The sequence below is a fragment of the Streptomyces sp. NPDC001443 genome (assembly GCF_053597355.1).
On record NZ_JBSFIA010000024.1, the window covers coordinates 51,150 to 69,738 of the forward strand.

Sequence of the window (18,589 nt, forward strand, 5' to 3'; positions counted from 1 at the left end):
CGCGGGCGAAGGGACCGTCCGCAAGCGCGGGCCGGGAAGCCCAGGAGCCCTCCGCAGGCGCGGGCGCCGGAGCGAAGGGACCGTCCGCAGGCGCGGGCCCGGATTCGCGGGCGAAGGGACCGTCCGCAAGCGCGGGCCGGGAAGCCCAGGAGCCCTCCGCAGGCGCGGGCGCCGGAGCGAAGGGACCGTCCGCAGGCGCGGGCTCGGGCGCGGTGGGCACGTACCCGGGGCGTCCGGCGGCGAAGCCGTCGTAGGTGCCGCCGGGGCTCCGGCCCGGGTTCATGGACTTCCGGCCGGCAGGCTCGCGGGGTGCCTGGCCGCCCGGTGCCCGCCGGTCCGACTCGGCCATGCGGGCGCGCAGTTCGGCGCAGCGGGCGGAGGCGCGTTCGTGGTCGTCTCGGGCCCAGGCGAGGTCGAGGCGGACCGATTCGGCCTCCTCCCGGGTGGTGGCGGAGTCCAGCAACCGGCCGAGTTCGGACTGCCGTTCGGCGGCGTACCGCTGCTCGCGGAGCATCTCGTCGAGCCGGCCCCCGAGTGCGGCCCGGCCGCCGGGCCGGGCGTCGTGCGCGGCGAGCGCGGCGGCGTGCAGGGCGCGGGCCCGCTCGGTCTCCGGCGCCGCGACCGCAAGTCCGTACGCGGCGGCCAGGTCGTGCAGCAGCGCCTCCACGACGTCCCAGGGCGGTACTTCACGCCCTTCGAGGCAGGCCCGCATACCGTCGGGGTCGCGCTCCCAGAAGACCGCGCACCAGCCGCCGCCCTGGTCCAGGCGGCCCAGCAGGCCGTCCAGGTACGTCGAGAACTCCCGTACCCGGACCGAGAGTTGATCCACCGCCATCGCCCAACTCCTGCCAGACCGGAACACTCCGTCCGGCAGGAAACACGACCAGTGTTACGGGACGGCTACAGGGAGTTTTCGGAGTGGCCGCAGCGATCTCAACGATCCCGCGCCCCGACGGCGACCCCGGCCCCCGAGGCCCCCAGGGCTCCCGAGACGTCGAGCGCGCCGAGCCCACCGGCCCCGTCGAGTCCGTCGAGGGCCCCCAGGGCACCGGCCGGGGCGCACCGCCCGACCAGTTCGTCCATCGACAGCCCGAGCGCGCGGGCCAGGGCGGCCACCGTGAAGAAGGCCGGGGTCGGCGCGCGGCCGGTCTCGATCTTGCGGAGGGTCTCGGCGGAGATGCCCGCGCTCGCCGCCACGGACGTCATGCTGCGGTCGCCGCGGGCCTCGCGCAGCAGTCTGCCGAGCCGCTCGCCGCGTTCTCGTTCTTCGGGGGTCAGCGGGGTACGCACCATGCCCCCATTCTAATACCGGTATAGTAATTGGCATGGTGGAGTTGAAAACCGATACGTCGATCGACGCGATGCACGAGGCCGGTCAGGTCGTCGCCAGGGCACTCACGGCCGTGCAGGAGGCGGCGGACGTGGGCGTGTCCCTGCTGGAACTCGACGCGCTGGCGCGTGAGGTGCTGCGCGAGGCGGGCGCGACCTCGCCCTTCCTCGGCTACCGGCCGTCCTTCGCGCCCACCCCGTTCCCCGGCGTGATCTGCGCCTCGGTGAACGACGCGATCGTGCACGGCATCCCGGACGGCTACCGGCTGCGCGACGGCGACCTGCTCTCCGTCGACTTCGGTGCCGAGCTCGGCGGCTGGGTGGGCGACTCCGCGGTCAGCTTCACCGTGGGCACGCCGCGCCCGGCGGACACGAGGCTGATCGCGACCGCGGAGCGGGCGCTGGCCGCGGGCATAGAGGCGGCCGTGGTCGGCAACCGCATCGGGGACATCGCGCACGCGATCGGCTCGGTGTGCCGCGCCGCCGGATACGGCGTCCCGGACGGCTTCGGCGGCCACGGCATCGGGCGCCGCATGCACGAGGACCCGGGCGTCCCGAACGAGGGCCGCCCCGGCCGCGGCCTCCCGCTGCGCCGCGGGATGGTCCTGGCGATCGAGCCCATGCTGGTGGCGAGCGGCAGGGACGACTACCACGCGGCCGCCGACGGCTGGACCCTGCGCACCAACGACGGCTCCCGCGCGGCCCACGTCGAACACACCGTGGCGATCACCGAGGCCGGCCCGCGCGTCCTGACCGCCCGCTGACCGCCGCCCGCCGACCACCCGCGGGAGCCCCCGGCGCGTCGGCCCCCGCTCCCCCGCCGACGCGCGGCCGGGTCCCCCTGCCGCGCACACCGCACCTCCAGGACCACGGGCTGCCGCCTCCGCCGCGCCCCGGCCTCAAGCCGACCGCGGCCCCCGGCCGGTGCGTCGTCCTGGAGGTGCTGCGGGGCAACGATCGTGCGATCGTGTTCTACGTGCACCAGGGCTGTGTGCGTACGGCCGAGCGCCCGCTGCGGCCGGCCTGTGACCTGGTGCCGGACGGGATCGAGTACCCCTGGCCCGCCGCCGCGGTGGGCCGCCCGGCGGCAGCGGACGTGAGGGACGCGCCGCGGGCGTAGACCGGCCGAGTCCGGGCACCCGCGTTCGGACATGCACGTCGATCAGCGAGCGCGTCCCGCGTACTTTCCCCGGGTCCACCGGTTTCCGCGCGGACCGGGAAATCCCCTCGGGACGCCGGAACGGAACGCCATGACCAGCGGCTTCACGGGACCGGAAGGACACGGCCCGGACCCCTTCGGAGATTTCCTCGCACGCTTCTTCAGCGGACCGCGCTCCGGTCCCCGGCAGATCGACATCGGCCGGCTGCTGAGTCAGCCGGCCCGGGAGCTGGTGCGCGGCGCCGCCCAGTACGCCGCCGAGCACGGCAGCCGGGACCTGGACACCCAGCATCTGCTGCGGGCCGCGCTGTCCGCCGAGCCCACCCGGAGCCTGCTCAGCCGCTCCGGCGCCGACCCCGACTCCCTGGCGACGGAGATCGACCATCGCGCCGGTCCGGTGCAGCACGAGGCGGGCCAGGCCCCGCCGCCCACCTCGCTGTCCCTGACCCCGGCCGTCAAACGGGCCCTGCTGGACGCGCACGAGCTGGCCCGCTCCAGCGGCGCCGGCTACATCGGCCCCGAACACGTGCTCGGAGCACTGGCGGCGAACCCCGACTCGGCCGCCGGGCACATCCTGAACTCGGCCCACTTCGCCCCCACCGGCCTGCCGCCCGAGGCGCAGGACGTGACGCAGCAGCAGCTGCATCCCGAGCGCCCCCGGCCCACCGCGACCCCGACCCTGGACAAGTACGGGCGTGATCTCACCGGGTTGGCCCGGGAGGGCCGGATCGACCCGGTGATCGGGCGGGACGACGAGATCGAGCAGACCATCGAGGTGCTCTCCCGGCGCGGCAAGAACAATCCGGTGCTCATCGGCGACGCGGGCGTCGGCAAGACGGCGGTCGTGGAGGGGCTCGCGCAGCGGATCGCCGAGGGGGACGTGCCGGAAGGGCTCACCGGCCGTCGGGTGGTCGCCCTGGACCTGACCGGCGTGGTCGCCGGCACCCGGTTCCGCGGCGACTTCGAGGAGCGGATGAACAACATCGTCAACGAGATCCGCGCACACTCCGACGAACTGATCGTCTTCATCGACGAGCTGCACACGGTCGTCGGCGCGGGCGGCGGCGCCGAGGGCGGCACGATGGACGCGGGAAACATCCTCAAGCCGGCCCTGGCCCGCGGCGAGCTGCACATCGTGGGCGCCACCACGCTGGAGGAGTACCGGCGGATCGAGAAGGACGCGGCGCTGGCCCGCCGCTTCCAGCCGATCATGGTGCCGGAGCCGACGGTCCCGGACGCGATCGAGATCCTGCGCGGACTGCGTGACCGTTACGAGGCCCACCACCAGGTCCGCTACACCGACGAGGCGCTGGTGGCGGCCGTGGAGCTGTCCGACCGCTATCTCACCGACCGCAGGCTGCCCGACAAGGCCATCGACCTGATCGACCAGGCCGGCGCCCGGGTGCGGCTCGGCGCCCGCACCAAGGGCACCGACGTACGGGCGATGGAGCGCGAACTCGAGCAGCTCGTCCGGGACAAGGACCAGGCGGTCGCCGACGAGCAGTACGAGCAGGCGACCCAGATCCGGGACCGGATCGGCGCGCTGCGGCAGCGGATCGCCGAGAGCAGCGGCGAGGACACGGCCGACGAGGGGCAGGACCTGGAGGTGACGGCCGAGGCCATCGCCGAGGTGGTGTCCCGGCGGACCGGTATCCCGGTCAGCCGGCTCACCGAGGCGGAGAAGGAGCGCCTCCTCGGGCTGGAGAAGCACCTGCACCAGCGGGTGATCGGCCAGGAGGAGGCGGTCGCCGCGGTCTCCGAGGCGGTCATGCGCTCGCGCGCCGGACTGTCCAGTCCCGACCGGCCGATCGGCAGCTTCCTGTTCCTCGGCCCGACCGGGGTGGGCAAGACCGAGCTGGCCCGCGCGCTCGCCGAGGCGCTGTTCGGCAGCGAGGAGCGGATGGTCCGGCTCGACATGAGCGAGTACCAGGAGCGGCACACGGTCAGCCGGCTGGTCGGCGCCCCGCCCGGCTACGTCGGGCACGAGGAGGCGGGCCAGCTCACCGAGGTGGTGCGCCGACACCCGTACTCGCTGCTGCTGCTGGACGAGATCGAGAAGGCGCACCCGGATGTCTTCAACATCCTGCTCCAGGTGCTGGACGACGGCCGGCTCACCGATTCCCAGGGCCGCACGGTCGACTTCACCAACACGGTGATCGTGATGACGAGCAACCTCGGCTCGGAGGCCATCGTCCGGCGCGGCGCGGGCATCGGGTTCGGGCCGGGCGGGGACGGGGCCGACGAGGAGGCGCGGCGCGAGCAGATCCTGCGGCCGCTGCGTGAGCACTTCCGGCCGGAGTTCATCAACCGGATCGACGAGATCGTCGTCTTCCAGCAGCTCACCACCGAACAGCTGCGGAAGATCACCGATCTGCTGCTGGAGAAGACCCGCCGGCTGCTGCACGCGCAGGGCATGGAGATCGAGTTCACCGACGCGGCCGTCGACTGGCTGGCGAGCCGCGGCTACCAGCCCGAGTACGGCGCGCGGCCACTGCGCCGCACCATCCAGCGGGAGGTCGACAACCAGCTGTCCCGGCTGCTCCTGGACGGCCGGATCGCGCAGGGCAGCGAGGTGACGGTGGACGAGGCGGACGGCCGGCTCACGTTCCGCACCGACGACATGCCACCCGCCCCCACGTCCTGAACGGCCAGGGCGCCGGGGCGGGTCGAGACGGCAGGGCTAGCGCGCCGGGTACACCACCATCGCCGAGCCGCCGCCGCGCCGTACGGTCTCGGCGGCGGCCCGCCATTCGCCGTTCGGCAGGCGTTGGACGCCGGTCGCGGCGCCGATCTCCGGGTTGAGCTTGAAGCTGTGCCCGATGTCCTCCAGCCGGGTCCTCAACGCACTGTCGTAGAGCCCGGGTTCGAGTTCGGTCTGGGCGGCGTTGCGCTGACTGGCGCGCGGGGCGGCGATCGCGTCGACGAGGGGCAGGCCGCGGTCGACGAACTCGGTGAGGGTCTGCAGCACGGTGGTGATGATGGACGCCCCACCGGGTGAACCGAGCGCCACGACAGGCCTGTTGTGCCGGTCGAGCACGATCGTCGGGGAGATCGAGGAGCGCGGTCGCTTGCCCGGACCCGGCAGGTTCGGGTCGTGCACGGCCGGGTTGGCGGGGGCGAAGGAGAAGTCCGTCAGTTCGTTGTTGAGCAGGAAGCCCCGGCCGGGGACGGTGATGCCGCTGCCGCCGGTCTGCTCGATGGTGAGGGTGTAGGCGACGACGTTGCCCCACTTGTCGGCGACCGTGAGATGCGTGGTGTTCTCGCCCTCGTACGTCGTCGGGGCCGCGGTGCCGGGGCCGGCGCAGGCCGCCGGGTGGCGCGGGTCGCCGGGTGCCAGCGGGCTGGTGAGGACGGCGGTGTCCTTGATGAGGCACGCGCGCGAGTCGGCGTAGCGCTGCGAGAGCAGTTCCTTCGTCGGTACGTCCTCGAAGGCGGGGTCGCCGACCCAGCGCCCGCGGTCGGCGAACGCGATCCGGCTCGCCTCGATGAGGTGGTGCAGGTACTGGACCTCGCTCGCCCTGGACAGGTCGGTGCGCTCCAGGATGTTGAGGGCCTCGCCGACCGTGGTACCGCCGGAGGAGGAGGGCGCGATGGAGTAGACGTCGAGCCCGCGGTACGAAGTCCTGGTGGGTGCCTGGAGTTTGGCGCGGTAGACGGCGAGGTCCTTGGCCGAGAGGCGGCCGGGCCGGGCGTTCCAGCCGGAACCGGGGTCCACGGGCGGCTTGTCGACGGTGTTCAGGACGTCCTCGCCGAGGTCGCCGCGGTAGAGCGCGTCGACGCCCTTGCGGCCCAACTCCTCGTAGGTGCGGGCCAGGTCGGGGTTCTTGAACGTCGAGCCGACCACGGGCAGCTTGCCGCCGGGCAGGAACAGCCGTGCGGTGTCGGGGAAGTAGCGGAACCGGGTCTCGTTGCCCGCGGTCTGGCTGCGGAAGGTGTCGTCGACGGTGAAGCCGTCGCGGGCGAGGCGTTCGGCGGGTTCGAGGACCGTGCCGAGCTTTCTGGTCCCCCACTTGTCCAGTGCCGTCGCCCAGGTGGCGGGTGTGCCGGGGGTGCCGACGCTCAGTCCGCTGGTGACGGCGTCGGCGAAGGCGAGAGGTTTGCCGTTCTCGGTGAAGAGGCCGGAGTCGGCGCTCAGCGGCGCGGTCTCGCGGCCGTCGACGGTGTGCACGGTGCGTGACTTGGCGTCGTAGTAGACGAAGTAACCGCCTCCGCCGATGCCGGAGGAGTAGGGCTCGGTGACGCCGAGTGCGGCCGCGGTGGCGACGGCCGCGTCGACCGCGTTGCCGCCCTTCTTCAGCACCGCGATACCGGCGGCCGAGGCGTCCGCGTCGACGCTGGCCACGGCGCCGCCGTAGCCGGTGGCTACCGGGACCTTGGCCGCCGTGACGCTCCCGGTGGCCGGCGGGTTCTCGGCCGTCGTGGTGCCCCCGGTGGCGGGCGGTGCCGCCGCGCCCACCGACACCACGGCGGCCGAGACCGCGAGGACCGCCAGTTTCCGCGTGACAAGGCGACGCATCCGCACCTCCAGCGAGTGGACCGTTCGCGTAGCGTAGCCACAATTGTCCCGGCCTCAACAGTCTCATTTCGGCTGCTCCGGCGCGAACGGTACGCATCGAACACCGGTACGCACCAACCGTTCGGGCCGTCGGCGGGCCCGCTAGCATGCGCGCACATGACAGACGACCTGCTCCTCATCGTCCCCGGCGTGGCGGCGGCCGGCCTCGGCGTCGCCCTCGGGTGGCTGACCCGTACCCAGCTCTGGAAGCGAAGGCTGCGGCGCAAGCAGGCCTTCTTCGGACTGCCCGACAACTCCGAGTCGTTGCTCGTGGTCAACCGCGAGGCGGGCGGCCCGGAGCTGACCGTGCTGCGCCACGACGTGTTCGCGCTGCTCGAACTGGCCGCGCTCATCAAGGACTGCAACGCCAACGCCCAGATCGTCGCGCACGACGCGGCCCAGCAGGGGTTCGGTGAGCGCACCGAGTTCTGCGTGGGCGGTCCCGCCTCCAACCGCCGGATGGCCGCCCATCTGAACTCGCTGCTGCCGGGGGTGCGGGTGGACGTCGACGCCGGGCCCGGTCCCGAGCGCGGAGCGTTCCGGATAGGCGAGGAGAAGTACCTGCTGGATTCGGGCAAGAGCGAGTACGTGCTGCTCGCGCGGCTCACCGCGGGCCAACGCCGGGAGGCGCGCCCGGTGTTCCTCTTCTGCGGCCAGCGCGCGATCACCAACCAGGCCGCGGCCCGCTACCTGGCGCGCAACCACGAGCGGCTGGCCCGCAAGCACGGCGGCGCCTCCTTCGCCCTGCTGCTGCGGGTGGTCAACTCCCAGGCGTACGGCCCCGACGTCGTCGAACTCGTCGCCGACGTGACCCGTGCCGCCCAGACCCCGCCGCCCGCCCCGGACCCCGCCGACGAGCCCAAGCCGGAGCCCAAGCCGCGCACGAGGTCCCCCAGGACCACGCCCCGCGCCTCCTGAGTCGACCTCGCGCCAAAAATCTTTACTCACGCGTAACTTACCGACGGGTTACCTCCAGTAAGGAAACACGGTTACCGTCGGGTCACTTTGCTGTGTCGCGCGTGAGGAGTGACCCATGGGCCGAACGGGCGCGGAGCGCTTACGAGCAGGGTGGCGGCGGTCGCCGGGCGGTCGCCCGCGCACGCCCCTGCGTACGATCACCGCGGGCGCCCTCTCGGCGACCCTGATCGCCGGCGGCGTCCTCGGTCTCGCCCCCGCCGCGCAGGCGGCCGACGGCCGCGTCCGCTTCGTCGACATCACAGGCGACGGCGGCATCGTCCTGAAGGCGAACGTCGTCACCCCCGCGGGCTCCGACAGCACCCGCCGCTACCCGCTGATCGTGCTGCCCACGAGCTGGGGCCTGCCCCAGGTCGAGTACCTCGCCCAGGCCCGCAGACTCGCCGACTCCGGCTACGTCGTGCTCACCTACAACGTGCGCGGCTTCTGGCAGTCCGGCGGCGAGATAGAGGTGGCCGGGCCCTCCGACACCGCCGACGCGTCCCGGGTGATCGACTGGGCCCTCGCCCACACCCCGGCCGACGCCGGGCACATCGGCATGGCGGGCGTCTCCTACGGCGCCGGCATCAGCCTGCTCGCCGCCGCGCACGACCCGCGGATCAAGGCCGTCACCGCGCTGAGCGGCTGGGCCGACCTGATCGACTCGATCTACTCGGGCCGCACCCAGCACGTCCAGGCCACCGCCCTGCTGGACGTCGCCGGAGCGGTCACCGGCCGCGAGAGCGCCGAGGCCCGGCAGGTCTTCGACGACTTCTACTCCTCGAACCTGGCCCGCGAACAGGCCCTCCTCGCCTGGGGCAGGCAGCGCTCGCCCGCCACCTACCTGGACCGGCTCAACGCCAACGGCCCGGCCGTCATGCTCGCCAACGCCTGGGGCGACACCATCTTCCCGGCCAACCAGTACGCCGACTTCTACGAGAAGCTGACCGGGCCCAAGCGGCTGGAGTTCCGCCCGGGCGACCACGCCACCGCCGAACTCACCGGTCTTTTCGGCCTGCCCAACGACGTGTGGACCGACGCCGGGCGCTGGTTCGACCACTACCTCAAGGGCGTCGACAACGGCATCGACCGCGAACAGCCGGTCGAGCTCAAGTCCCGCTCCACCGGCGGCTACGAGGGCTATCCGGACTGGAAGTCGGTGGGCGCCGCCACCCGCAAGTTCGGTCTGTCCGGCACCACCACGATCCACACGAACGTCGACTCCGGGGCGGACGGCGGGATCGTCCTGCTGTCGAGCCTGTTCGACCAGGTCGCCCGGGTCCCCCCGATGGCCTCGATCCCGCTGCTGCCCCGACGTTGGGCCGCCGTCTGGCAGTCGGAGAGGTACCCCACCGCCCAACGGGTGCGCGGCACCGCCCGACTGCACACCACGGTCACCCCGACCAGGGAGAGCGGCACCCTCGTCGCCTACCTGTACGACGTGGGGCCGCTCGGCCTGGGCAGGCTGGTCAGCAACGCGCCCTACACCTTCCACGGGCGCACCCCGGGCGAGCCGTTCGGTCTCGACCTGGACCTGTTCTCCACGGCCTACGACGTCCCGGCGGGACACCGGCTCGCCCTGGTCGTCGACACGGTCGACCCGCTCTACATCGAGCACAACCCGTCCGGCGCGCAACTGACCTTCTCCTCGCCTGCGGACGACCCGTCGTACGTGACGGTGCCGCTGCGCGAGCAGTGATCTCCGGCCGCGGCCGGGCGGGTATGGCTCTGCGCGCTGCCGCCCCTACGGTCGAGGAGCCATGGGGGGTTCCCCACCCGGCAGCAGCGTCCCGGGGTCGGCCGTGGTCAGCTCCACGGCCCGCGTCTTGGGACTGCGCCGCTCCCACCGGGACACCCGGCCGGCGAACCAGGAGAGCAGCATGCACATTCCGATGTAGATCGGCGAGATCACCATCACCACCGGGATGAACGGCAAATCGTAGTCGAGGTTCGAGGCGATGAGTTTCCCGGCATGGAGAAACTCCTCGTAGGTGATGAGGTAGCCGAGGGAGGTGTCCTTCAGCGCCACCACCAACTGGCTGATGATCGCAGGCAGCATGGCCCGCACGGCCTGGGGCACCAGGACGTGGACCATGACCTGCGTCTTGCGTATGCCGAGCGCGAACGCGGCCTCCCGCTGCCCGCGTTCCACGGCGCCGACGCCCGAACGGAACACCTCGGCGAGCACCGAGCCGTTGTAGAGCGTCAGTCCGGCCACCAGGGCGGTCAGCGGCTGCGCCCGCAGGGCCACGAAGATGAAGAAGATCATCACCAGTACGGGCATCGCCCGGAAGAACTCCACGACGACCGTGGCGAGCACGCGCAGCGACCGGTGGTCCGACAGCCGCCCGGCCGCCAGCACCCCGCCGAGGGCCAGCGACAGGACGGCCGCCAGGGCGAAGGCCTTGAGCGTGTTGCCGAGACCGCGCAGCAGCAGTTCCTGGATCCCCTTGTAGGCGAAGGGCATCCACTTCGTGTACGTGAACTGCTCGGTGTCGAAGAGGAGGTAGAGGATCCAGGCCAGCAGGCCGAGGATGACGGCGGCGGCCACGGCCGAGTAGATCCGGTGCCGCCGCCGGGTCCGGGGTCCCGGTACGTCGTAGAGGGCGGTGGCGGTGGCGTTGACAGGTGTCAACGGGCGACTCCCCACTTCTTCTCCAGCGCGTTGAAGAGCGCGCTGATGGCGAACGTGATGATCAGGTAGCCGACGGCGATCCAGACGAACGTCCAGACGACGTCGTAGCCGAGCTCGCCGAGGGTCTTGTACGTGCCGAGCAGTTCGGTGACGCTGAACGCGCCCGCGATCGCGGAGTTCTTGGCGAGCGCGATGAGGGTGGAGCCGACCGGGGGGATCACCGAGCGGAACGCCTGCGGCAGCACGACCAGGTTCAGGGTCTGCCCGAAGGTCATCCCGAGGCTGCGGGCCGCCTCGCCCTGGCCCGTGGGCACGGTGTTGATCCCGGATCTCAGTACCTCGCAGATGAACGCCGAGGTGTAGCAGCCGAGGGCGAGCACGGCGAACACCTCGAAGGGCAGGACGACTCCGAACCGGGGCAGTCCCAGCAGCACCGCGAAGAACAGCAGGGTCAGCGGGGTGTTGCGCAGCACGGTCACCCACACGGTGCCGAAGACCCGCAGCGAACGCACCGGCGCGACCCGGAAGGAGGCCATGAGGAAGCCGAGGAACAGGGCCAGCACCGAGGAGTAGACGGTGAGTTCGAGGGTGCCGAGGAACCCCTCGGCGTAGAGGGAGAAGTTGTCGATCAGAACGTTCATGTACCGGCCTGGTAGCGGTCGATCGGGGGCGGGGTCGGCGCGGGCACTCCGGACAGGCCGAGCGTGGCCTCGTACGCCTTCTTCCAGTCGCCGTTCCTCTCACGGGCCTCCAGCGCGTCGTCGAGGGCGAGGCGCAGGGCGTTGTCGCCGTGCGGGACGCCGATGCCGTAGGGCTCCTCGGAGAAGGGCCGGCCGACCACCTTGAGTTCACCGGGGGCCTTCGCCGCGTAGCCGATGAGGATCGCGTCGTCGGTGGTGACGGCGTCGACCTGGTAGGTGAGCAGGTTGTCGACGCAGACGGAGTAGGTGTCGTAGGCGACGAGGACCGCCTTCGGATAGTCCTCCTTGATGCGCTGGTACGGGGTCGAACCGGCCGCCGAGCAGACGCGCTTGCCGTCCAGGTCCTGCGGGCCATGGATGTCCTTGTCGTCGGCGCGCACCAGCAGCGACTGCCCGGCCAGGTAGTAGGGCCCGGCGAAGCCGACGAGCTTCTTGCGGTTGTCGTTGATGGTGTAGGTGCCGACGTAGTAGTCGATCTGGCCGTTCTGGAGAGCGGTCTCGCGGTTCGCGGAGGCGATCGTCCTGAAGCGGATCGTGCCGGGGTCGAAGCCGAGGGACGCGGCCGTCATCTTCGCGATCTCGATGTCGAAGCCGGCGTAGGCGCCGGTCGCCGGGTCCCGCTCGCCGAGGTACGGCTGGTCCTCCTTGACGCCGACGACCAGGTACCCGCGCTTTCTCGCCCTGGTCCAGGTCGGGGAGCCGGGCAGCTCGAAGTTCTCCGCCACCGCGTAGTGCGGGAGCTTCTCGGGCGCGGGCCCCTTGCCCGGCGGGCTGCCCTCCTTGCCGCAGGCGGCGGCGAGGAGGAGGGCCGTCAGCGCGGCCAGGACGGTGGACACACGGGTGGTGCGGAACATGCGACGCGCTCCCCGCTCAGTGCTTGAGGATCTTGGACAGGAAGTCCTTGGCGCGCTCGGTGCGCGGGGCGGTGAAGAACTCCTCCGGGGGGCGGTCCTCGACGATGCGGCCGTCGGCCATGAACACCACACGGTTGGCGGCCGAGCGGGCGAAGCCCATCTCGTGGGTGACCACGACCATGGTCATGCCGTCCCGGGCGAGCTGCCGCATGACCTCCAGCACCTCGTTGATCATCTCGGGGTCGAGGGCCGAGGTCGGCTCGTCGAACAGCAGGGCCTTGGGCGCCATGGCCAGAGCTCGGGCGATGGCCACCCGCTGCTGCTGGCCGCCGGAGAGCTGGGCGGGGTACTTGGGCGCCTGGGCGGCGAGGCCGACGCGGTCGAGGAGTTCGAGCGAGCGTCGGTCGGCCGCCTCCCGGCCGTGCTTGCGGACCTTGATCTGCGCCAGGGAGACGTTCTGCAGGACGGTCTTGTGGGCGAAGAGGTTGAAGGACTGGAAGACCATGCCGACGTCGGCGCGCAGCCGGGCGAGTGCCCTGCCCTCCTCGGGCAGCGGCCTGCCGTCCAGCCTGATCGTCCCGGACTCGACCGTCTCCAGCCGGTTGATCGCCCGGCACAGGGTCGACTTGCCCGACCCGGACGGGCCGATGACGACGACCACTTCCCCCTTGCCGACGGTGAGGTCGATGTCCCGCAGAACGTGCAGCTCCCCGAAGTGCTTGTTGACGCCGTGCAGCTCGATCAACGGATCGACAGCCATGCCCACCGGTACTCACCCTCAGCCGTGTCGTGGTCGCCGCAAACTATCCAGACGACGATCAAGTCCGGGCACGACACGCACTTTTCCGGAATAAGCCGTATTTAAGGTGTCGGCAGGTCCCGGCCAGGACCTGTCCGACCGTTCCCGTCGCCCGGCCGACGGACGGGCGACGGACGGGCGACGGGAACGGCCGGACAAGCCCTACGCCTCGGCCACCTCCGCGTACAGCTGGGACAGTTCGGGCACCCCGCTCGCGGCCCACTCGAGCCCGGCGGTCACCACGTCGAACTCCCGGCCGGAGGCGAGCCGTATGACGGGCTGCCCGCCGGGCCACACCTCCCAGACCGCGCCCGGCACGGTGCGCACGATGACCGTGCCCAGATACAGTCCCGCGTCGTTGCCCAGCCAGGGCAGCACCTCGTCGTCGTCGCGCCAGCGTGGCACCAGTTGGTCGAGCGCCTCCAACGAGGCGGCGGAATCGTCGAGTTGGACGCCCTCCTGGGACGCCTGCGAACGCAGCAGCTCGCACTCGGACAGAAGTTCGGCGACCCCCTCGGGGTCGGCGGAGAACGTCGCACCGTCGCTCTTCTTGCGCCGGTTGCCCAGGAAAGGGATGTTCATACGTCCAGCGTGTCATCGGCACCCGCGCGCGCACCACAGGCGCGCGCGACCGCTCGTCCCGGTGCTTTTCACCACGCCTGTGTGCATGGCGCGTTGACCACCGTCAGTGGTGTCCCTAACTTCACCGTCCGTATGCGTGCGACCGGTGATCGGGAGGAGTCCGTACGTGCACCGAGGTCTCCGGGGTGTCCCGCTGGCGCTCGCCCTGCTCACGACGGCCCTGGTGCCGGCGTCCGCCGCCCGGGCCAGCGCCCCGCCGTCGTCCGCCCCGCTGCCGCTGGAGCGGTTCTTCGACAACGTCGCCGTCAGTGACGACGCGCGGCCCGCCGAGGCCGACTTCGACGGCTCGGGCGCCTCGCTGTCGGCCCGGGACCTGCGGGCCGCGGGCTGGCTGCCCGGCCGCACCCTCACCGTGCAGGGGGCCGCGCTGACCTGGCCGCGCAGCCGGCCGGGCGAGCCGGACAACGTACGGGCCGACGGACAGGAGGTGCGCCTCGGCGGGCGCGGCGACGCGCTGGCCTTCCTGGTGGCCGGCACCCGCGGCGGCGGGGCCGCCGGTTCCGGCACGGTCACCTACGCGGACGGCCGCCGCTCCCCGTACCTGCTCACCGCCCCGGACTGGCGCAGGGGTCCGCTGGCCACCAGGGCGGTGGCGCTCCCGCACGTCAACGGACCCGGCGGCCGGCGCACCGGCAGGGCCCGGCTGTACGTCGTGACGGTGCCGCTGCCGCCGGACCGCGCGGTCGCCTCCGTACGGCTGCCGCGCGCGGCCGGGCTGCATGTGTTCGCCCTGTCGGTGCGGGCGGCGGCGAGCGGCTGGAGCGGCACCTGGGCCACGGCCACCTCGGGTGTGCAGGCCGTGGGGCCGTGGAGCGACCGCACACTGCGGCTCGTGGTGCACACCTCGGTGGGCGGGCGGCGGGTGCGGCTGCGCTTCGACAACACCTTCGCCGCCGCCCCGGTCCGCATCGGGGCGGCGACGGTGGCGGTGCGGGCGGCGGGCGCGGCGGCCCGGGGCAGGCCGGTGCGGCTCGCCTTCCGGGGTGCGCGGGGCGTCGTCGTCCCGGCGGGGGCGCAGGCGGTCAGCGATCCGCTGGGTTTCCGGGTGCCCGCCGACGCGGATCTGCTGGTGAGCTTCCACCTCCCCGGCACGGTGCGGGCGGTTCCCGGGCACCGGCTCGCGGTCCAGCGGTCGTACCTGAGCGCGCCGGGCGACCACACGGCCGACCGCCGGGCGGTCGCGTACACCCCGGCGCTGACGTCCTGGCCGCTGCTGACCGGGGTGGACGTGCGCGGCGGGCCGGGGTCCCTGGTCACGCTGGGCGACTCCATCACCGACGGGGACCGCTCCACGCCGGACACCGACCGGCGCTGGCCCGACGTGCTCGCCGCCCGGCTGCTGCGGCAGGGCACGGCACCCCGCTACGGCGTCCTGAACGCGGGCATCGCGGGCAACCGGGTGGTCACCGACCGCTACCCGGGCGACGGCGTCTCCGCCGGCGGCGCCGGGGTGAGCGCGCTGCACCGCCTCGACCGGGACGTGTTCGCCCAGACGTCGGTGCGCACCGCGCTCGTGTTCGAGGGCGTGAACGACCTGAGGGCGGGCACCACGGCATCCCGGCTCGTCGCCGGGCTGCGGGAGATCGCGGACCGGGCGCACGAGCGGGGCGTGCGGGTGCTGGCGGCGACCGTCCTGCCGTGCGGGGGAAGCTCCCGCTGCACACCGGCCGTCGACGCCCGGCGGGCCGAGGTCAACGCCTGGATCCGGGACTCCGGGGTGTTCGACGGCGTCCTCGACTTCGACGCCGTCCTGCGCGATCCCGCCCGCCCCACCCGGATGCTGCCCGGCTACGACAGCGGGGACCATCTGCATCCCGGCGACGCGGGGCTCGCCGCGCTGGCGGAGTCGGTGGACCTGGCCCTGCTGTGAGCCGGGCCGTGCCGGGGCCGCACGCCGTCCGCCGCTCCGGCCCGCTCCGGCCGGGACCGGCTTACACGTCCAGGTCCACGACCACCGGCGCGTGGTCCGAGGCACCCTTGCCCTTGCGCTCCTCCCGGTCCACGTACGCGTCCTTGACCGCCTTCGAGAACGGCTCGTTGCCGTACACCAGGTCGATGCGCATACCGCGGTTCTTGGGGAAGCCGAGCTGGCGGTAGTCCCAGTACGTGTACGGGTGCGCGTACTTCAGCGGCCGCGGCACCACGTCGGACAGGCCCGTCCCGCGCAGCTCGGCCAGGGCGGCGCGCTCGGCGGGCGTGACATGCGTGAGGCCCTCGAAGACGGCCACGTCGTACACGTCGTCGTCCGTCGGCGCCACGTTGTAGTCGCCGAGGACCGCGAACGGGCGCCCGCCGCCCGCGTCGCCCGCGACGGCCGCCTTCAGGGCCTCGAACCACTGGAGCTTGTAGGCGTAGTGCGGGTGGTCGACCTCGCGCCCGTTGGGCACGTACACCGACCAGACGCGGACCGGGCCGCAGGTCGCCGAGACGGCCCGGGGCTCCTCCACGCCCTCGTAGTCGGGACCACCGGGCAGGCCCTTCACCACGTCTTCGAGGCCGACGCGGGAGATCACCGCCACGCCGTTCCACCGGCCGGTCGCGTTCACCGCGGCCTCGTAACCCAGCTCGCGCAGCTGGTCGAACGGGAACTGCGCCTCGGCGATCTTGGCCTCCTGGAGGCACAGCACGTCCGTGCCGCTGCTCTCCAGCCAGGCCAGCAGCCTCGGCAGACGGGCGGTGATCGAGTTCACGTTCCAGGTGGCGATGCGCATGCCCCACAACCTACCGGGCGGGTACGACAACGGCCCCGCTCCCCGCTCCCCCGCTACAGCTGCGCCGACGCCCCCGAGGCCAGCCGCAGGTGCTCCGCGCCGCCGAGGGCGCCGATCTGCCGGTCGTAGATCGGGCGGGCGAGGTCGGTGAGCAGGGCGTCGTGGATGTCGTAGGCGCGCTGCGGCTCGACCTCGCGGACGTAGTCGATGACCTCGGAGATCTTGTTCCAGGGGGCCATCACCGGCAGCATCAGGGTCTCCACCGGGCGGTCGGGGACGGTGAGCGCGTCGCCCGGGTGGAAGAGCCGGCCGCCGTCGACGAGGTAGCCGACGTTCGTGATGCGCGGGATGTCCGGGTGGATCACCGCGTGCAGTTCGCCGTGCACCTGGACGTCGAAGCCGGCCGCGGTGAAGGTGTCGCCGTGGCCGACGGTGTGCACCCGGCCGGGGAAGGCGGCCGAGAGCTGGTCCGCGACGGAGGCGAGGGTCCAGATCTCGACGGCCCGGTCCGCCTCCAGGGCGGCCCGCAGCCGCGCCTCGTCGAAGTGGTCGGGGTGCTCGTGGGTGACGAGGATCGCGTCCGCGCCGAGCGCGGCGTCCTCCTCGCTGAACATCCCCGGGTCGAGGACGAGCGTCCGGCCGTCCTTCTCCAGCCGGACACAGGAATGCGCCTTCTTCGTGAGCTTCATGAGTCCCATCCTGCCCCCGCCGGCCCGGCGGCGGGGGCTGAGGACGGCGCCCGGAGGCCCGTCGGGGCGCATCCGAGGTCCGTCCGGGGATCGCTCGCGCAGTGCCCGCCGAGCGTGTCCCCGGCGCGGTGGTCACTCGGCGAGCGTGGTCTCCTCACGGATGACCTGCTGGGCCACCCGGAAGGCGCTGTTCGCCGCCGGCACCCCGCAGTAGACGGCCGCCTGGAGCAGCACTTCCCTGATCTCGTCCGGGGTGAGGCCGTTGCGCAGCGCGGCCCGGGTGTGGAAGGCGAGCTCCTCCAGGTGTCCCCCCGCGACCAATGCGGTGAGGGTGACACAGCTGCGCGAGCGCCGGTCGAGTCCGGGCCGGTCCCAGATCTCGCCCCACGCGTAGCGGGTGACGAACTCCTCGAAGTCGCCGGAGAAGTCGTCGGCCTGCGACAGCACCCGGTCGACATGGGCGTCGCCGAGCACCTCCCGGCGCACCTTCAGCCCGGTCTCGTAGCGGTCCGTCTCGCCCCAGGACTGCGCCGGTACGACGGCCGGGGCGATCGCGGCGATGGGCGCCGCCGACTGGAGCAGGGCGGGGGCCGGTCCGGCCGGGACCGGCGGAAGGGCGACCTGACCGGTGGTCGCGTCGAAGCCGGGGTCCCAGGCGGTCGAGAAGTGGTGGACGAGCAGGTCGGTGACGGCGGCCGGCTGCTCCACCGGGACCAGGTGGGAGGCGCCGGGGACGACCGCGAGGCGGGCGTCCGGGATGCCGGCCACCAGGGTGCGGGCCTCGGCGGGGCCGGTGACCTGGTCCTCCGAGCCGACCAGGACGAGGGTCGGCACACCGACGCGGGCCAGTTCGTCCCGCACGTCGAACACGGCGAGCGCCTCACAGGCCGCGATGTAGCAGCCGGGGTCGGTGGTGCGCACCATCTGCACCGCCCACTCGGTGATCGCGGGCTGGGCGGCCGCGAACCCGCCGGTGAACCAGCGGTCCGGGGACGAGCGGGCGATGGGGTCCAGCCCGTTCGTCCGCACGACCACCCCGCGCCGGCGGAACTCGTCGGCCGTGCCGAACCGGGGCGAGGCGGCGATCAGCACGAGCGAGGCGAGCCGCTCGGGACAGCGCAGGGCCAGCTCCACACCGATCGCGCCGCCGAGGGAACATCCCGCGTACCCGAAGCGCTGCACGCCGAGCGCGTCGAGCGTGGCCAGCAGCCGGTCGGTCAGATCGGACACCGCGCCTGCCGGGTGCGCGGGCGCGCCGCCGTGTCCTGGCAGGTCGAACCGGAAGACCCGCCACTGCCTGGTCAGCTCCGGGACCTGACGGTCCCACATGTGCCAGGTGGTCCCCAGCGAGGGACCCAGGATCAGGACGGGGGCGTCTTCCGGGCCGTCGAAGCGGTATTGCAGGCTGTTCGGTGGTGTCTCGCTCACCCTTCTGACCCTCTCATGTATCACAGAAGCACCTATACCAGGGCCCACAGGGAGGCGCGCCGTGTCCTTCCACAAAGACCGAAACTTGCAGGAAACGGTCTCGGCGCGAACAGATTTCCGCACCGGGCCGAGG

Annotated in this window: 15 protein-coding genes and 2 pseudogenes; 6 read left to right on the forward strand and 11 right to left on the reverse strand. The window is 72.6% G+C overall.

What is annotated here, in order from left to right:
- A pseudogene (locus ACWC24_RS24060) lies at window positions 1-835 on the reverse strand (hypothetical protein); the annotation flags it as partial.
- A 215-nt stretch (window positions 836-1,050) separates the two neighbouring features.
- Window positions 1,051-1,293, reverse strand: a pseudogene (locus ACWC24_RS24065) (helix-turn-helix domain-containing protein); the annotation flags it as partial.
- A gap of 32 nt (window positions 1,294-1,325) precedes the next feature.
- On the opposite strand from ACWC24_RS24065, the gene map reads away from it, so the two are divergent.
- From map to ACWC24_RS24080, 3 genes are all read left to right on the forward strand, one after another.
- A complete protein-coding gene (gene map / locus ACWC24_RS24070; protein ID WP_450664922.1) occupies window positions 1,326-2,093 on the forward strand; it encodes a type I methionyl aminopeptidase in 768 nt (255 codons plus the stop codon).
- Between the two features lie 203 nt (window positions 2,094-2,296).
- On the forward strand, window positions 2,297-2,449 hold the full coding sequence (locus tag ACWC24_RS24075; RefSeq protein ID WP_450664923.1) for a hypothetical protein: 153 nt from the start codon (window positions 2,297-2,299) through the stop codon (window positions 2,447-2,449).
- A 130-nt stretch (window positions 2,450-2,579) separates the two neighbouring features.
- Entirely contained in the window at window positions 2,580-5,132 is a 2,553-nt protein-coding gene (locus ACWC24_RS24080) for an ATP-dependent Clp protease ATP-binding subunit (RefSeq protein ID WP_450664924.1), read from the forward strand.
- A 36-nt stretch (window positions 5,133-5,168) separates the two neighbouring features.
- Here ACWC24_RS24080 and ggt read toward each other — a convergent pair whose 3' ends face one another.
- Window positions 5,169-7,004, reverse strand: a complete 1,836-nt coding sequence (gene ggt, locus ACWC24_RS24085) for a gamma-glutamyltransferase (RefSeq protein WP_450664925.1) — start codon at window positions 7,002-7,004, stop codon at window positions 5,169-5,171.
- A gap of 156 nt (window positions 7,005-7,160) precedes the next feature.
- Here ggt and ACWC24_RS24090 point away from each other — a divergent pair, with 156 nt between their 5' ends.
- On the forward strand, window positions 7,161-7,961 hold the full coding sequence (locus ACWC24_RS24090; protein ID WP_450664926.1) for a hypothetical protein: 801 nt from the start codon (window positions 7,161-7,163) through the stop codon (window positions 7,959-7,961).
- A 115-nt stretch (window positions 7,962-8,076) separates the two neighbouring features.
- The gene (locus tag ACWC24_RS24095; protein WP_450664927.1) at window positions 8,077-9,696 is read left to right on the forward strand and encodes a CocE/NonD family hydrolase; all 1,620 of its coding nucleotides are present in this window, start codon (window positions 8,077-8,079) and stop codon (window positions 9,694-9,696) included.
- 45 nt (window positions 9,697-9,741) lie between these two features.
- Here the strand turns inward: ACWC24_RS24095 and ACWC24_RS24100 are convergent, their stop codons facing one another.
- The 5 genes from ACWC24_RS24100 to ACWC24_RS24120 all read right to left on the reverse strand — a co-directional run bounded on the left by ACWC24_RS24100 (window position 9,742) and on the right by ACWC24_RS24120 (window position 13,568).
- Window positions 9,742-10,632, reverse strand: a complete 891-nt coding sequence (locus tag ACWC24_RS24100; protein ID WP_450664928.1) for an amino acid ABC transporter permease — start codon at window positions 10,630-10,632, stop codon at window positions 9,742-9,744.
- The gene (locus ACWC24_RS24105) at window positions 10,629-11,273 is read right to left on the reverse strand and encodes an amino acid ABC transporter permease (protein WP_450664929.1); all 645 of its coding nucleotides are present in this window, start codon (window positions 11,271-11,273) and stop codon (window positions 10,629-10,631) included. Before ACWC24_RS24105 ends, ACWC24_RS24100 begins: the two co-directional genes overlap by 4 nt.
- Window positions 11,270-12,187: a glutamate ABC transporter substrate-binding protein gene (locus ACWC24_RS24110; protein ID WP_450664930.1), complete on the reverse strand. Its 918-nt coding sequence runs from the start codon at window positions 12,185-12,187 to the stop codon at window positions 11,270-11,272. The genes ACWC24_RS24105 and ACWC24_RS24110 overlap by 4 nt, the downstream gene beginning before the upstream one ends.
- Window positions 12,188-12,203: 16 nt before the next feature.
- The gene (locus tag ACWC24_RS24115; protein ID WP_450664931.1) at window positions 12,204-12,947 is read right to left on the reverse strand and encodes an amino acid ABC transporter ATP-binding protein; all 744 of its coding nucleotides are present in this window, start codon (window positions 12,945-12,947) and stop codon (window positions 12,204-12,206) included.
- A 201-nt stretch (window positions 12,948-13,148) separates the two neighbouring features.
- Window positions 13,149-13,568: a DUF6278 family protein gene (locus ACWC24_RS24120; RefSeq protein WP_450664932.1), complete on the reverse strand. Its 420-nt coding sequence runs from the start codon at window positions 13,566-13,568 to the stop codon at window positions 13,149-13,151.
- A gap of 166 nt (window positions 13,569-13,734) precedes the next feature.
- On the opposite strand from ACWC24_RS24120, the gene ACWC24_RS24125 reads away from it, so the two are divergent.
- Window positions 13,735-15,498, forward strand: a complete 1,764-nt coding sequence (locus tag ACWC24_RS24125; protein ID WP_450664933.1) for a GDSL-type esterase/lipase family protein — start codon at window positions 13,735-13,737, stop codon at window positions 15,496-15,498.
- A gap of 61 nt (window positions 15,499-15,559) precedes the next feature.
- Here ACWC24_RS24125 and ACWC24_RS24130 read toward each other — a convergent pair whose 3' ends face one another.
- The 3 genes from ACWC24_RS24130 to pcaDC all read right to left on the reverse strand — a co-directional run bounded on the left by ACWC24_RS24130 (window position 15,560) and on the right by pcaDC (window position 18,456).
- Window positions 15,560-16,339 (reverse strand): exodeoxyribonuclease III, encoded by a 780-nt coding sequence (locus ACWC24_RS24130; RefSeq protein ID WP_450664934.1) that lies wholly within the window; start codon window positions 16,337-16,339, stop codon window positions 15,560-15,562.
- Between the two features lie 53 nt (window positions 16,340-16,392).
- The gene (locus ACWC24_RS24135; protein WP_450664935.1) at window positions 16,393-17,028 is read right to left on the reverse strand and encodes an MBL fold metallo-hydrolase; all 636 of its coding nucleotides are present in this window, start codon (window positions 17,026-17,028) and stop codon (window positions 16,393-16,395) included.
- Window positions 17,029-17,160: 132 nt separating this feature from the next.
- Window positions 17,161-18,456, reverse strand: a complete 1,296-nt coding sequence (gene pcaDC, locus ACWC24_RS24140) for a bifunctional 3-oxoadipate enol-lactonase/4-carboxymuconolactone decarboxylase PcaDC (RefSeq protein ID WP_450664936.1) — start codon at window positions 18,454-18,456, stop codon at window positions 17,161-17,163.
- Window positions 18,457-18,589: the final 133 nt, after the last annotated feature.

Excerpts from the sequence above, each read along its gene's own strand:
- ACWC24_RS24120 (WP_450664932.1), bottom strand. The coding sequence starts at position 13,568 with ATGAACATCCCTTTCCTGGGCAACCGGCGCAAGAAGAGCGACGGTGCG.
- ACWC24_RS24110 (WP_450664930.1), bottom strand. The coding sequence starts at position 12,187 with ATGTTCCGCACCACCCGTGTGTCCACCGTCCTGGCCGCGCTGACGGCC.
- ACWC24_RS24095 (WP_450664927.1), top strand. The coding sequence starts at position 8,077 with ATGGGCCGAACGGGCGCGGAGCGCTTACGAGCAGGGTGGCGGCGGTCG.
- ACWC24_RS24130 (WP_450664934.1), bottom strand. The coding sequence starts at position 16,339 with ATGCGCATCGCCACCTGGAACGTGAACTCGATCACCGCCCGTCTGCCG.
- ACWC24_RS24135 (WP_450664935.1), bottom strand. The coding sequence starts at position 17,028 with ATGAAGCTCACGAAGAAGGCGCATTCCTGTGTCCGGCTGGAGAAGGAC.
- ACWC24_RS24090 (WP_450664926.1), top strand. The coding sequence starts at position 7,161 with ATGACAGACGACCTGCTCCTCATCGTCCCCGGCGTGGCGGCGGCCGGC.
- ACWC24_RS24105 (WP_450664929.1), bottom strand. The coding sequence starts at position 11,273 with ATGAACGTTCTGATCGACAACTTCTCCCTCTACGCCGAGGGGTTCCTC.
- ACWC24_RS24080 (WP_450664924.1), top strand. The coding sequence starts at position 2,580 with ATGACCAGCGGCTTCACGGGACCGGAAGGACACGGCCCGGACCCCTTC.
- ggt (WP_450664925.1), bottom strand. The coding sequence starts at position 7,004 with ATGCGTCGCCTTGTCACGCGGAAACTGGCGGTCCTCGCGGTCTCGGCC.
- ACWC24_RS24115 (WP_450664931.1), bottom strand. The coding sequence starts at position 12,947 with ATGGCTGTCGATCCGTTGATCGAGCTGCACGGCGTCAACAAGCACTTC.
- map (WP_450664922.1), top strand. The coding sequence starts at position 1,326 with ATGGTGGAGTTGAAAACCGATACGTCGATCGACGCGATGCACGAGGCC.